At 38.7% G+C, this 15082-nt stretch carries 12 protein-coding genes; all 12 read right to left on the bottom strand.

What is annotated here, in order from left to right; translation table 11 throughout:
* Positions 1-382 precede the first annotated feature (382 nt).
* The gene (locus tag RTP52_RS10500; RefSeq protein WP_312371137.1) at positions 383-1222 is read right to left on the bottom strand and encodes a phosphatase PAP2 family protein; all 840 of its coding nucleotides are present in this window, start codon (positions 1220-1222) and stop codon (positions 383-385) included.
* A 56-nt stretch (positions 1223-1278) separates the two neighbouring features.
* Positions 1279-2838, bottom strand: a complete 1560-nt coding sequence (locus RTP52_RS10505) for a carboxylesterase/lipase family protein (protein ID WP_312371139.1) — start codon at positions 2836-2838, stop codon at positions 1279-1281.
* Between the two features lie 149 nt (positions 2839-2987).
* Positions 2988-5387, bottom strand: coding sequence for a glycoside hydrolase family 3 C-terminal domain-containing protein (locus RTP52_RS10510; protein WP_312371141.1), 2400 nt, complete (start codon positions 5385-5387; stop codon positions 2988-2990).
* A gap of 145 nt (positions 5388-5532) precedes the next feature.
* Positions 5533-6660, bottom strand: a complete 1128-nt coding sequence (locus tag RTP52_RS10515; protein WP_312371143.1) for an alpha/beta hydrolase — start codon at positions 6658-6660, stop codon at positions 5533-5535.
* A 124-nt stretch (positions 6661-6784) separates the two neighbouring features.
* Positions 6785-8182 carry an MFS transporter gene (locus tag RTP52_RS10520; protein ID WP_312105278.1) on the bottom strand — a complete coding sequence of 466 codons (1398 nt, stop codon included), beginning with the start codon at positions 8180-8182 and terminating at the stop codon, positions 6785-6787.
* Positions 8183-8435: 253 nt separating this feature from the next.
* Entirely contained in the window at positions 8436-10454 is a 2019-nt protein-coding gene (locus RTP52_RS10525) for a GH39 family glycosyl hydrolase (protein ID WP_312371146.1), read from the bottom strand.
* Positions 10455-10973: 519 nt separating this feature from the next.
* A complete protein-coding gene (locus tag RTP52_RS10530) occupies positions 10974-11570 on the bottom strand; it encodes an FMN-dependent NADH-azoreductase (RefSeq protein ID WP_312106632.1) in 597 nt (198 codons plus the stop codon).
* 384 nt (positions 11571-11954) lie between these two features.
* The gene (locus tag RTP52_RS10535; protein WP_312106630.1) at positions 11955-12329 is read right to left on the bottom strand and encodes a desulfoferrodoxin family protein; all 375 of its coding nucleotides are present in this window, start codon (positions 12327-12329) and stop codon (positions 11955-11957) included.
* Positions 12313-12579 carry a histone-like protein gene (locus RTP52_RS10540; RefSeq protein WP_442913533.1) on the bottom strand — a complete coding sequence of 89 codons (267 nt, stop codon included), beginning with the start codon at positions 12577-12579 and terminating at the stop codon, positions 12313-12315. The genes RTP52_RS10535 and RTP52_RS10540 overlap by 17 nt, the downstream gene beginning before the upstream one ends.
* A 228-nt stretch (positions 12580-12807) precedes the next feature.
* On the bottom strand, positions 12808-12942 hold the full coding sequence (locus tag RTP52_RS10545; protein ID WP_012199011.1) for a hypothetical protein: 135 nt from the start codon (positions 12940-12942) through the stop codon (positions 12808-12810).
* 256 nt (positions 12943-13198) lie between these two features.
* Positions 13199-13942, bottom strand: a complete 744-nt coding sequence (locus tag RTP52_RS10550; protein WP_312371152.1) for a hypothetical protein — start codon at positions 13940-13942, stop codon at positions 13199-13201.
* A 194-nt stretch (positions 13943-14136) separates the two neighbouring features.
* On the bottom strand, positions 14137-14889 hold the full coding sequence (locus tag RTP52_RS10555; RefSeq protein ID WP_312106624.1) for an exodeoxyribonuclease III: 753 nt from the start codon (positions 14887-14889) through the stop codon (positions 14137-14139).
* Positions 14890-15082 lie beyond the last annotated feature (193 nt).

Genomic DNA, 15082 nt, shown 5'->3' on the forward strand with positions numbered 1-15082 from the left:
TAAGTGCCTTAAACATGGTAATCCCTCCAAAAAATAAAACTTAACATTGCGTTTTTATTTTACGGTGAAAAAAATAAAAACAGATTTCCTATGATTCTTCCCATAAAAAAGAGGAAATATCCTATAATTTTTCATCCGGTGAAATGGATGCCGAGGGCTTCGACTTTTTTCTTTGGCGTAAATATATGAGTAGAGCGCTACTTGACAGCGCACACCTGATGAAATATGGGGAAATCCCCGGTGAGGTAGAGCTAAGGTAGCAAATCACCAAATATTCCTTGTCATGAATCAAAAAAACGCCCTGAAAGCAGGGCGCTTAAGTTGCGCATGGTACACAGTGAAAGATATTCATTTCGTAACTGTGCACCAGCGAGAAATTGTATTATACCTTTTCTTCATGTCTCAGCTTACAGACAACAACACGTGTTATTTCAAATATTGCTAACGACAACATAATTCCGACAATAACATCGGAAGCAAAATGAGCTCCCATTACAACACGGCTAGTTCCAACTAAAAGGATCCAAGTATAACATATGCCTCTCATAAGCTTTTCCTTACCAAATAAAACCGGTACAAAGGAAGGCAATAAAGTTAAAAGAATAATGGCCGCTGAATTCATGGAATGTCCTGAAGGGAAGGATGCATAAATATTGTCAAAGCCTCCGCGGTTCGTGATTACAAACCACCGTGTGAACTGCATGGTAGGAACCGTCATTTCACGCATACGCATGCGGCCCCAGGAAGCTTTAAGCGAATTCATAATGATAATTACCAGTACGAAATACACAACTGCTATAATGGAATACGTGACAGCACGATGTGCATATTCTTTTGGTACTTTTATCGCAAGCAGAACCGTTCCCGAAAGAAGTGCAAGCGCAAGCAGTACTGCGACAAAAGTAGGTACACTTCCTAAATTATCACGAAGATAATTCAAGGTCATAAATCCACCCATAAACAAAAAGAGTGTACTAAGTAAAATAGATAAGATGGCCAACACAATATTAACAGCAAGGTTTTTTCTACTTCGAAACCTAAAAAACAGGATACTTCCAAACAACGCTAGAAACACAAATGGTAGCTCTCCTATTACCTCAAATACACGGCCAAAAAGATTTTTTGTATAAAGAGCCGTGCTAATCTGCAGATCCGTAAAAGTGAAAACAGTAAGCATTAAAATACCGATGAAAAAAATAGCGATTCTTTCTTTTTTCTGCATAATTTTACTCCGTTTCCAATTATTTTTCACTCCTGCATATGCTCTCTTTGCAACAATTAGTGCTGTACATCCTGTGCAAGCAGCATTGCTAGATTAAAAGGTGGAAGAATTTCTTCAAGGAACTTCATTAATTCGTCATCATAATTATGGCGCACTTCACATTTCCGGTCAAAAATCATCGTTGCCTCGTCCTCCAGCGTAATGGATGGCCATTCAGGAAGTCCTTCATGGTTCGGATTTCCTGTTCTCGCAAACTGCATCACCGCTCCGAATATCTGTTCCTCCAATTTATTAGAAACTCCAGGCATATTGCATATCTCTACCCGATTCGTATTATGGAAGACAAATGGAATATCCGAACAATGCCATGCTACTTTTCCGTTTTGATAAGGAAACTCCAAAGTAAAATGGTAAAGGTAGGCAGGAGCCTTTCCTCCCTTGGCCTGGAGTCTTGCCAATGCTTTGGATGGCTGTCTGAATATTCTATCAAGTGCCAGCACGTCTACCGGTTTCTTGTCAGGATATGCTTTCACAAAAAGCTCCTTAACCTTCTCTGCATGCTCTCCATATTCCTCCCTAAGGATAGCATCCGTCTGCTCCGTAGTTAAATCTTGTTTATTAAATGAGAATGGGCGGAAGGAAAATTCACCAAATACCGATCCCACCATTAGCGGAATCGTCTTCGCATGTTCCGTGAATCCTGTAATTAACGGTTCTCCCATATAGTAATCATTTACCATAGGCATACCACCCATATAAGCGCCTTTCTGCGCCACAGTAAAGCATACTTTATTATAAGATTTAGCAAGCTCATAATAAGGAATGGTTTCCAGCCTTTCCACTTCACTTTCTGATATGTTTAGTTCATTCAGAACTGCTCTTACAATTTCCTTTCCGTCTCCAGGCAGTGTCGGCATCAATTTGCCATCAGAAACACCGCTCATGACGATTCCCTTATGGAATAGCCCGTCTGCTTCCGGTATCTGCATCAATCCAGTTACCTTCATTCCACCGCCCGATTGCCCGAACAGCGTAACATTCTCTGGGTCGCCTCCAAATTCCGCAATATTTTCCTTAATCCATTGGAGCGCCGCCACTAGGTCGGCAAGACCCGCATTAGCGGAATTTTTATATTTTTCCCCATAAGGTGATAAATCAAGAAATCCAAGGACATTCAGCCTGTGATTTATGGTCACCACAACTACATCACCATGGACACACATGGAAAATCCGTCATATGCTTCCTGTTCAATAGACGAACCGGCGGTATAGCCGCCTCCGTGCAACCACACCATAACAGGCTTTCCTGGCTTTTTCTCTAATGTATTCGTCCATATATTGAGATTCTGACAGTTCTCATCCTGTGGCCAGTAGCGGTGCGGTACTAATAACTCCGAAGTAGGGGTATCCTGTGACAAAAGCGGGCATACGAATCCATAAGAGGTTGCTTCTTTGACTCCTTCCCAAGCGTTTACTTCCTCTGGCTTTTGAAACCTTTTTGCCTGGGCATAGGGAATTCCTTTGAAGATAAAGACTCCGTCAAATTCATAACCTTTTATCTTTCCTGCCTTCGTTTGTACCACAGGTACTTCATCATATCGAAATACTTTTTCCATTGTTCCCTCATTTCTGCGCTGCTTTTTTGCATCCCAGGTTTGTAGTTGCAGCGCAGACACAAACCTGGTGATAGAATATTCTTGGCCCTCATCTATGAGCCATTAAGTGCGTACTAATAGGGGGGTACTTCCTCCTATATACCTATCTACTAACAAGATTCCTGATTGATGGAATCTAGAATTCCTTGAATCTGAGCAGATCCCATGGTCCCCTGGCTGAACATGGATAATGATCGAATTGGCATTTCACCCATCATCCGTTCGAACATCCGTTCCATTCCGTCGTCGGAGTTCTCTTCACCACCTGTCATGCTTGCCATTTGCTGTTTCATCTGCATAATCAGTGCACTTCCTACCTGTGTCTTTGCAATTTCACCTAAGGTTGAATTTATAGTAAATGGTTCACCGGACACACGGGTAGATGCTGGAAGCTCTCTTCCATACAATATTTCAAAATCTTTTGCATCTATGGAAAGTGGTGCCTTTAAAGAGCAGTAAGACATAGGCTGTACCACAGACCCAGACTCGCAGCCTTCCAATGTAATATCTGCCGTAAGGCGAATGTCGCGGCTAGAAGCTGCAGCAGCAACCGTGTATTCTCCTTTTTCTACAACCCAGTCAGATTTTTCTGTCGCATAGTAAGCAAACGCTCTTTTGTCAAGTAAAATCTCAACCGCTTTCTCTTCTCCCGGATTCAGATGCACCTTAGCAAATCCTTTTAATTCCCTTACAGGCTTGAACACGGAAGCATTCTTCTGCGAAACATAAATTTGCACTATTTCTGCACCTGCTACACTACCCGTATTTTTGACGCATAACGAAGCTTTTACATATTCGCCTTCTTTTGTAAGCGTAAGCTTATCATAAGCAAAGGTTGTATAGGAAAGACCATATCCAAAAGGAAAGAGTACGTCTACCTCTGCCTTATCATAATAGCGATAACCTACATAAATGCTTTCACGGTATTCTACGGTCAAATCCCCTCCTGGGAAATTAGCGAAGCTTGGATTGTCTTCCAGTTTGCATGGAAAACTTTCTGCTAATCTTCCGCATGGATTTACATCTCCAAACAGAATGTCTGCTGCTGCGGATGCACCAGCTTCTCCTCCAAGATAAAGTAAGAGTAAGGATTTTGCATCAGAAAGCCATGGCATCTCAACAGCGCTACCACAGAATAAAAGCACGATGGTATTGGAATTTACTGCTGCTGCCTCTTTAAGAAGTGCAATGTGGCTCTCTGGTAGATGCATGTGGTCGCGGTCAAAGCCTTCGCTTTCATAGGAATCCGGCAATCCGATACATACAATAACCGCATCTGCTTCTTTGGCCACCGATACTGCCTCTTTGATCTTTTCTTCCTCCGCATTGTCATTTTCAAGACTATAGCCAGGAGCATATGTGAAATCAATATTTCGCTCTTTTAATACATCACACAAATTTTCTAGTTGAAGAGGATTGATTCTACTGCTTCCTGCTCCCTGATAACGAGGATTCTTTGCAAATTCACCTAATACCGCAAGTTTTTTATTTTTCTCAAGAGGTAACATATCATTGTTTTTCAGCAGAACACAGGATGCTGCGGCAACCTCTTTCGCCAGCTTATGATGTTCTTTGGCATCATATCGAAAGTCTGGTTTTTTTCCATCCTTTGCCGTAAGCAGTAGGCAAATCATCCGTAAAACCGCCGTATCAAGAACTGCTTCATCTAGATTTCCGTTTTGTACTGCCGTTACAATTGCCTGGTCATTGTCAGGACCACTGTATGGCATTTCCAGATCAAGCCCTGCTTCCACTCCCTTTACACGGTCTACAACAGCACCCCAGTCTGTCATGACAGCTCCTTCAAATCCCCATTCCTCTCTAAGAATTCCTGTGAGAAGCTTTTTATTCTGGCTTGAAAATTCACCATTTATTTGGTTATAGCTGCACATTAGTGTCCATGGACTAGATTTTTTAACTGCTGTTTCAAATCCTGCCAGATAAATTTCTCGTAAGGCACGTTCATCAATAACGGAGCTGATAACCATTCGTCTGGCTTCCTGATTATTCGCAGCAAAGTGCTTCATACTGGTTCCAACACCCTTGCTTTGAATGCCGTTAATAAGAGCAGACGCCATCTCTCCGGTAAGATAAGGATCTTCCGAAAAATATTCGAAGTTACGACCACATAAAGGACTTCTTTTGATATTAACACCAGGTCCCAAAAGTACCGATACATTTTCCTGAAGGCACTCTTCTCCTAAGGCTTCTCCCATTCTCTCTAACAGTTCCGTATCAAAGCTGCAGGCTGTGGTAGCCGCAGTCGGAAAACAGGTCGCTGGAACACTCTTATTAATTCCCAGATGATCACTGCTTCCTGCTTGCTTCCTAAGTCCGTGAGGTCCATCCGTTACCATGGCCTTTTCCACTCCAAGACGTTCTACTCCCTTTGTTTCCCAGAAGTTGCTTCCGCTTAAAAGCCCTGCCTTCTCTTCTAATGTCATTTCCTTCAGAAGCTTCTTTGCTTCCTCTTCATATCTTTTCATAGTCTGTTTGTTTGTTCTTTCCATTTTGACCTCCATTCCTGCGTATACTTTTTACGCTCTAAAATTTGTGCCAGGATAATAGGGCACAAAAATTTGTGTTTAAAACACTGTTAATCAAGATAATTTTCCTAACTTTAATCCTCTATTTATAATCGAGAGATTACTAATATTATGAAAGGTGTTCCATCATAAAGCTTCCTATTTCCTGTAATGCATCTTCTGCCTGTGGCATAACGCCTACTTGGTCTGCAAATCCATGAGAAAGCCCTTTATAACGTATAAGCTTTACTTCTGTACCAGCCTTTTTCAACCTACCTGCAAATATATCATCTTCTACTCTAAGAAAATCATATTCTCCAAGAAGTATCAGGGTAGGTGGCATACCTTTAAGATTTCCCAAAGAAGGGCTGACATAAGGGATTGTATCATCGGGTACACCCAGATATTCCCCTAGCGTCGGTTTGCTAAGCGAACTTCCCATCATGTCAAGCATCCCGTTCAGTACAGTACTGTATTTTTCTGAGATCTCATAGATCTCTTTATTTTTCTTCATGTTTTCTTCCATGTGGGCAGCATCGACAGTTGGATAAAGAAGTGCCTGTACTTTCACCATATGGGTGCCTTCGTCCCTATCCTTCATGGCACATACGGTGGCGAGATTTCCTCCCGCGCTGTCTCCGCTGATACAGATTTTTTCGTGGTCTCCTCCGAATTCCTCCGCATGAGTATAAATCCACTTTAAGACATTGTAGCAATCGTCAAATCCGTTCGGATACGGATTCTCAGGTGCCAACCGATATTCCGGCTGTACTGCCACGCACCCTGTTTTTTCTACCACTAGTTTGCACATTTCATCCACTACATCCATGCTACCAGCCACAAACCCGCCTCCATGGATATAATAAAACACAGGAGCCAAACCTTCCTTTTTTTCCTTAGGTGTATAGATTCGAATTGACACACTGACAGAGTCATACCGTATAGTCTCTTCCCTGACATTTACGGTGTCAATAATCGGAACGCTTTTTATCCCGTTCATCATACGACGCATCTGTTTTGCACCCTTTTGTATATTACCTCCAGATTTCGAACCCACTTTCATTACGAGTTTGACCAATGCCCCTTTGAAACCTTTCATCATAGGTGCTACGCTTTCATAAAAACGCGGATCCATTGCTCCTGCTTCGTCTGTCTCTGGAATAGGCTTCACTAGAATATCCAGATCCTGCTCTTTTATCCAGTATTCTCTTCGTTTTATGGCATCCAGTGCTTCTATCGTATACTTTCTGTTTTCCATGTTGTCCCCCATTCCTGCGCACATTATTTGCGCATCTTAAATTTAGTCAAGGATTATGCAGGCATAAAACTTCTGGCTCAAAAAATTTATTTTAACCTTCACTCCTGTACATGCTTTCTATGGCTTACATCGCCTTTTGTTGACCTTCTTCACGCTGGCGTAGCTCTTCTATAACTTTTGGATAGATCTTATCCAATTTATAAAGCCCATAAAGGATTGGAATGATTAGCATAAATGGTATAGGTACAACCAAATAGAGCACCTTTATCGCTTTCACCGCACTTGGAGTTTGAACCGCCGCAAAGCCATTGTAACCAGCTGCCCCGATAATTGCCAACGCCACCGCGCCGCCTACCCCTGCACCCACCTTTGCACCAAAGGTAGTACTGGAATAAAGCATACCTTCCACACGTGTTCCAGTTTTCCAATGTCCATATTCAATGGTATCTGCAATCATGGCAAACATCGTGCCTGAAAGTGTTGCTGAACCAACCCCTTTAATAACCGTACATACCATGAGCCAAGTTGCTGAACCTGGGTTGATCAACATAAGCGACTGTCCCAAAATACTGATAAAGCTTCCTACCAGCGCTACGTTGCGTTTTCCATATTTTTTGTTTAGGGGTGCGGTAAGAGGTATGATGATAAGTATTGGGACGATGCCGAGTGCCCCGAGGAAACCAGCATAATTTTCATTGCCTAGAATATATTTTGCATAATAAGTTCCAACGCTCATACTCATCGACATACCGAGCACCATGCTCACCCATATGCCAACTAATAGCAGCCAGTAATTGTTTTTTAAGATCAGCTTAAAGGATGTGCCAAAGCTTAATTTTTTACTTTTATCGTTCTGAATAGCAACTCTTTCTTTTGTTTTAGCAAAGCAGAGTAGGAATAGTGCCGTTGCAATCACCCCATAAATAATTGAAACAATTACCCAGCTTTTCTGGTGTGCACTTCCCCCCATTGCATTTACTAATGGCAAAGTACAGGCATTGATAACCAGCGCGCCAACCTGTGCCATAAACATACGGAAAATGTTAATAATCATTCGTTGGTTCTGATCTCTACTCATAAGGGATGTCATGGCACCGTATGGAATATTAATCATCGTATAAAGGAAGGTAGTGACTAAATTATAGGTAATTGCAATATAAATGTATTTCCCGACATCGCCAAGGTTAGGTACCAGAAATACCAATATGGTTGATATTCCGATTGGTATTGCAAGCCATAACAACCAAGGTCTAGCCTTGCCGTGCTTAGAGCGGGTCTTATCCATTACATAACCCATAATTATGTCGGTAATTCCATCTGCAAACCGGGAAAATAGCATGATAGCGCCAATTATACCCGCACTTAACCCTAATGCATCCGTGTAAAAAAAGATAACAAAGGTACTAGTTAGTACTAGTACAAAATTGCTGGCAAGATCCCCTCCGCCATAAGCAACTTTTTCAAAAGTGCTTATTTTTTCAACATAGCTATTCTGATTACGGTTCGATGCTTTTTCAGACATGACAATTCCTCCTCATTTATTGTGTAATATGTATTATGTTATTGTTATATTCATCTCTTCATTTGTGTATAATAACCTATTGTAGCTTTATTATATAGAAATTCATTTATTAATAATACACAATTATAACTCATTTAGTAGTCTGATATTATCTGGTTTGCAAATCTTAATTTTTTCGATTGATGGGACAGCAAAAAAGAGGTATATAAATGACAAGAACCTGATACCGAATAAACGGATCAGGTTCTTCTATTTAGATTGATATGGTAATAAGCTGTACCTCATGAGGTAAAAGCCATGCCTTAATTCTTAAAATACTGTCGGTTTCTAGCGTATCAGTCCGGTAAATCGGATAGGAAAGCTGATATAGCCGATTCTCTTCTTCTTTCGTCATAGATTCAGGCGCCCCCATTTCCAACCAAGCATCATAGGTACTGCCGCCCTTAGGGCCAATCCCGTAACGCCTTACAATATGCCTTCCTGGTCGGAAGCCTTCCATCTGAATATGATAGGACTGAGGCTGTTTTTCATTAAAAACTCTATAACGCTCCGTTTTCGTAAGATTCGTAGTGTTCCGGTACCGATATAACATATCATAGTGGCAATAGTTATGTAGAAATATCTGCACCTCATCCTCCGACGCTGTTATAAAATATCCGTCACCTTTTGCTATTAGCTTATCACCTGCTTTATTCAAGAGCTCCATTGCACGGTATGCGCTTTTTGGAATTCCGTTTTGCGTAAACAGCCCGAAGCCTCCATGAAAAATTTCCGCAGCGGGAGCAATTTCATCCAACTGGTCACTCACATTGTAATATCCCATACCATAATAGCTATCATGATTTTCCATAATGCTTTTAAAAATATAAGCTGATTTATAGCTGGTATCATTACACAAATCTCGCTGCCAGATATTGTTGCTCCATTCATCTAGCATAATCGGAATATTTCCTATCCCTTTTTGTTCCATAAAGTTACGAATTTCTTTTAAAGAATGCGTCAGATAATTCTCATCTCCACTTACCGCCATATAAAATGTTTCATTGCTTTCCGCCAATTTAAGGCCACTTTTTTCCTCCTCTGGGTCGATCGCAGCAAAAGACCTCATAGTAAATATATCCGGCATGCAGTCTTGTTCTTTGCACATATCAAAAAACCATTCCCTTGTTTGCGAAGAAGTTGACGTACAGCCTGAACCACATAGTTTAAAGTCATTGCAGATATTTTTTATCGCCCTGTAGGATGATCGATATACATCGGCATAATCCTCTAGAGTAAAAAATCCAAAAAGATGTAAATCCACTGAAATCCACGGTGAAAATAGCCACCGCTTCAGTTCTTCAATCCCGTAACGCACAACCAGATGCTCCATTAATCCGGAAATAAGGTGGTTCCACTGCTCGATATCCGCGGGAGGCGATAGGTACACAGGTCTTTTGAAAATCTGCACCCTGTTTTTTGCCATAGCGGAAGGCATATGCCCCAATTCCAACATGGGTTTCGCCCCCGTAGAAAGAATGAAGTCCAGAAGTTGATCCAGATACACATAATTAACAGATATTTTACCATAGAAATCACTGGTATACAGCATCATATCATCATCCAGGATTCCCTTGCATCTAATGTAACGGAATCCTACCGTTTTCTGAAGATTCACTATCTGATTCTGCATGGAGGCGTTTAAAATATCTCTCGCATATCCGGCATTTATCATTATCTTCCAATTGTGGCTAAGCTGACAGCGTACATTGCTGATATTAGCCGATATTTCGCAGGTCCCCGCAGCAGGTAGCGTAACCACTTCTTCTGCTTGTTCAGCATATTTCATCAGTGATGTAAATGATGTAGAAAAACCTTCCTCCACTAGCACATCCGGCTGATAATGACTGCGTTTCATCTCCCCCATGCTACGTCTATACTGTCCCGGGGTAATGCCGTTATGCTGCTTAAAAGCATCTATCAGGGCACTTGGGCTGGAAAACCCGCTTTCATATGCAATTTCGGTAATCGTTTTCTCACCCCGAAGCAGCGCAGCTGCATGAAGCAGACGTACCTGTGTCAGATACCCGGTAAATGAAATCCCCAGATATTTCTGAAAGCTTCTTGAAATATAAGATGCACTCAGATAGGTATGAGAGGATAAATCCGCAAGCGTAATACTATCGCGATAATTTCTATGAATATAGTCTACCGCTGCCCGAAGTCTTTCTCTCCCTGATTCTTTGCCTGATCTTTTTTTATTTTTGGAAAAATTTCCGAGTAGATCATCCATCAAAGTTATGATCCTGCTCCGAAGATGGATGGAGAGGTCGGATTCTTTTTTATACCACGCTCGGAAAGCCAATGCGAAATCACGTCTGAGAATATCAAAAATCTGTTGCTTGTCTTCGCTGTACAGAAATGATTTGCAGTTGATATTCGGATTACTGGTTTCGGGGCTGAATGTGACTATAAATGATGGCGAAAGCAACAATGCAATTGCCAGAGCATTTTCTTCCAAAACGATGCTGTGCATCTGAAAACTGTTAATGACAAAGATATCTTCCTGTGAAATACTATATGCCTTATCAGCTTCCTCCATATGAAGCCAGCCATTTCCTTTCAGAATAAATACAATTTTAATTTCCTGACTCCATGCTTTAAAAGCTTCACCATGTTTCATCGTTATAAATTCAAATTCCGTATTTACACCATCATTCATATTCATCAACCCCCATCTAACCTATTCCGTCTGTACATGCTTTGTGCAGCGTCCTTTTGAATCAGGAGATGCGATTTTCAAATTAAATTATTAGAATTCTTTTGCTATTAAATCTGCCTTTTCTTTTCCTTCTTTTACTTTAGCTTCAACATCAGCTCCAATGATATCCAAATTCTCAATTGCTAATGTTTGAATATCACTAACACCAAGGAAACCTAAGATTGTTTTTACATAACGGTCTCCCATTTCATAAGGAGCGTTACCATACTCTCCACCTCTAGCTACAATGTGTACCGCCTTCTTATTTTGTAAAAGTCCTTTTGGACCTTCTGCTGTATAATGAAATGTAATGCCTGTTATGGAAATGTAATCAAAATAAGCTTTTAAGATTGCAGGGGATCCCAAGTTCCACATAGGCGCTGCAATTACATATTTATCTGCCTCTGCAAACTGAAATGCATACTTAAGGAATGTTGTATTTTTCTTAGTTTCATCTTTTATACAACCCATTGTTTCTAAATCCTCAGGACGTAAAAAATCAATTTTTTCTTTATATAAATCTAATTCAACTACCTCATCCTCAGGATGTTGCTTCTTATATTCCTCAATAAAATGATCGGATACCTGAAATGTTCTTGAAACGCCTTCTGGCTTAATATTTGCCTTGATATATAATACTTTACTCATAATTTTCCTCCTATTATTCGTGCAATTTATTTCATACAACATTTATATAAAATTTTATACTAAATAGCAGAAGTCAAAGCGGATATCAATCCGCTTACTTTACTTGCCATAGCCTCATTGCCTCTACATGGCTTAATTACCGAGACCTAATGTATTCTTTAACAAATTTATCATCTGCTATCTTTGAGGTGATTGTATTTCTTTTTTCTCTCGATGTCAACAGCTTGGATTAAAAATTATTATAAGATTTATTTTAAGAATTTGATAAATAGGTGCTAATTTAGAACTGTCAATCAGGCTATTCTAAGGTTTAAATATTGTGGTGGGGTATAAAAAACTCCTTACCCATTTCACACTTTAGGGAGCAAGGGTAAGGAGTTTTGGTTAATCAATATCTGCTTTCCATAGACCATGTAAATTACAGTAAGCATAAGCGGCCATTGCCTTATCACCAGAGGATACATCAAATTGAACGATTGGTTCATCCCCATGGCGTAAGAATTTATACTGCCCACCACTCCGGGTTTCTAAAATGACGGTTGTAATAGAATGCTCTTCTGTCATTGGATGAGCAACACTTCCAACGTTTACTTTTACGGTATTACCGCTACAGGTGACAATAGGAATGTGTTTCTCCGTACTTGCCTCCATTGTATTAGGACTTATTTCTTCCGCGTTCTTAAGGTATTCAACAGAAGCATAAGTATTCGTAACTGGAATAATTAAACTGTCGTTATCGCATTTATAGAATTTCATCATAACTATATACTTCCTCTCTAAACTCCTTATTCTCCACCAGGCCCATCTCTTCTTGGTACGTCGTCTGGTGATACATCTTTGTAGTTATTAGAACCGTTTCTTGAGCTATTTGTTGAACTATTTCTTGAGTTGTTTGTTGAGCTATTTCTTGAGCTTTCTGTTGAATTTCTTGAGTTTCCTGTTGAATTTTTTGTACTGTTTTTATCTGGATTTGGAATATCTCCATCACCATATTCTGTATTATAGTCATAGTCAAAATTTATTCCATCTTTTGTTCCGTAATCTTTCGTGGAAGTCGTTTTTTTAATTTCCATAGAAACCTCTTTTCTGGCTCTATACGCCTAAATAATAGTGGATTATAAAAATAAAGCTTTTTGAAAATGAAAAGTGCCTTTTGACACATACTAATTAATAAATTTATGAAAAAATCCAAATTATGAAATTGTAATTCTAAATTTCCATGAATGAGCTTATAAAATTAAACATCATTATTTGGAATTGATTTTCTCTTAGCATTTGGATTTTGATTTTGATTTTCTGCTGTAATTGGTGTCTGACCGTTTGCTTTTTCTTTTCTTGCTTCCTTATTATCCGGTTGACTATCCTTTGGCATAGAAATCCTCCTTTCTTTTAATTCATGCTACGATTATTTAAAATTGATTTATTCCGTTACTAGTATTGGCAATCTGAATTATTCTATGTATGTTATTCCTAGGGAAAGAAAAAGAGCTCTTGCACATTAATGCAACAGCTCTAGTATTGTTTCTTATAGTTTATTAGGAAATCTAGTTTTAAATATTATTAAAATCCTATAGTTTTTTACTGTTATGAAAATTCATAATTAATAATATTTAAAACTTTAACGTCTACTACCATACTCTTTTTTGAAGATAATTCATCATCTTAATTTTATTATCATGAAATTGAGAAATTCGATTAACATTGGCGCCAGAAGGATGTGGAAAACCTATTAATATTTGATTTTTTGAAATAAGTCCTTCACTTTCTAATTGAATTAGAACTTCTTCCACTGCTCGTCCAAGAGGAATAAGTAATACATTTTCTTTCTCCTTTAGACTATTGTATTCTTCTAGAAAGTTATCATAGATATACTTTGTTAGCAAATTGCTTTTTAGTAATTTTGGAGTATGTCCAGAATAATTTTGCTTCTTTAAAAAAACAGAATATGGTATTAAAGAAACGGTGTGTAATAATTCATCCTTCTCCGAAAAAAGTTCGCTTGTACTATTTATCCCTAATAAATTAGGTAATTCTAATTCATCCAGCATATGAATTATATTCTTTCTAATAACTCCACTAAAACGACCTGCTACTTTACATTCATATTGGATTTGTTCTATTGGCAAATTCAAATTAAGCCCTTTTTTAGCAGTTGCTATTGCAGTGCTCATCTGTTGAAATCCTGGGGTTATACCAATGATAAAAATCCTTGCCTCTATATTTCTATACTCATTATGGGGAGCATAATAAATTTCGATATCCCCTTCTTTTTCAATAAGAAATTCTCTTGTTAGAATTTCTTGCTTCTCGTATTTCTCTTTTAATGGTAACTTATTGATTGCATCCTGATAATCTAATAATGTTTTTTTCATAAAACCTGCCTCTACATAAAGGATTTTTAAGTAAATTGATTGCGTATGATAAGGTAATCAATTTAATATAAAATAATATTTCAATAGGATTTAAGACATAGCTCTTTTATCTATTACCAATATCTTGCCCTTTTTAAAAAGGATTACAACGCTAAGTACTTCGTTGTAATCCTTTGTTTACTTTTCTAATAAATTTACTTTATTTCTAATTCAATTGGACAATGGTCAGAACCTAATACCTGTGCATGAATCTTTGCATCAACCAATTTACTTTCTAATCCTTTGGATGCTATGAAATAGTCAATACGCCAACCTGTATTCTTTTCTCTCGCCTTAAATCGATAAGACCACCAAGAATACATATCCGTTGCATCTGGATAAAAATAACGGAACGTATCGATAAACCCAGATTCTAACAGTTCACTAAACTTTGTTCTCTCTTCGATTGTAAAACCTGCATTCATCTGATTTGTCTTAGGATTTTTAAGATCTATCTCTTTATGTGCTACATTTAAATCCCCACATACAATGACTGGCTTTGTTTCTTCCAATCTCTTAAGATAGCTACGGAATTCATCTTCCCAAACCATACGGTAAGAAAGTCTTGCTAACTCATTTTGAGAATTTGGAGTATACACTGTCACCATATAAAAATCCTCAAATTCTAACGTAATAACTCGTCCTTCCTTATCATGTTCCTCAATACCAATTCCATAGGTTACTTGTAGTGGTTCTTTCTTTGTAAAGATAGCAGTACCCGAATACCCCTTTTTCTCAGCATAATTCCAGTATTGATAATAGCCATCTAAATCAAGTTCTATCTGTCCAGCCTGTAATTTACTTTCCTGTATACAAAAGATGTCTGCATCTACTTCTTTAAAAAAATCACAGAATCCCTTTTGAACACATGCACGGATCCCATTTACATTCCATGATACTAATTTCATATTTATCTCGTATTGTGCGGCTAATCATAACTACACAATAAACTCCTCTCTACTAACACTAAAAATGATGATAGACTGTTCATAATAGCCATTTTATATCTATAGTAGAACTATTTATTATAAATACTCATCATTTTCTATTCTATTATAACATAATTCTCAAAGAAACGACATTGGATTTTTCTGAGGATAC

Source organism: Lachnoclostridium sp. (assembly GCF_031997925.1).
In the GTDB taxonomy this organism is placed as follows: Bacteria; Bacillota; Clostridia; order Lachnospirales; family Lachnospiraceae; genus Lachnoclostridium.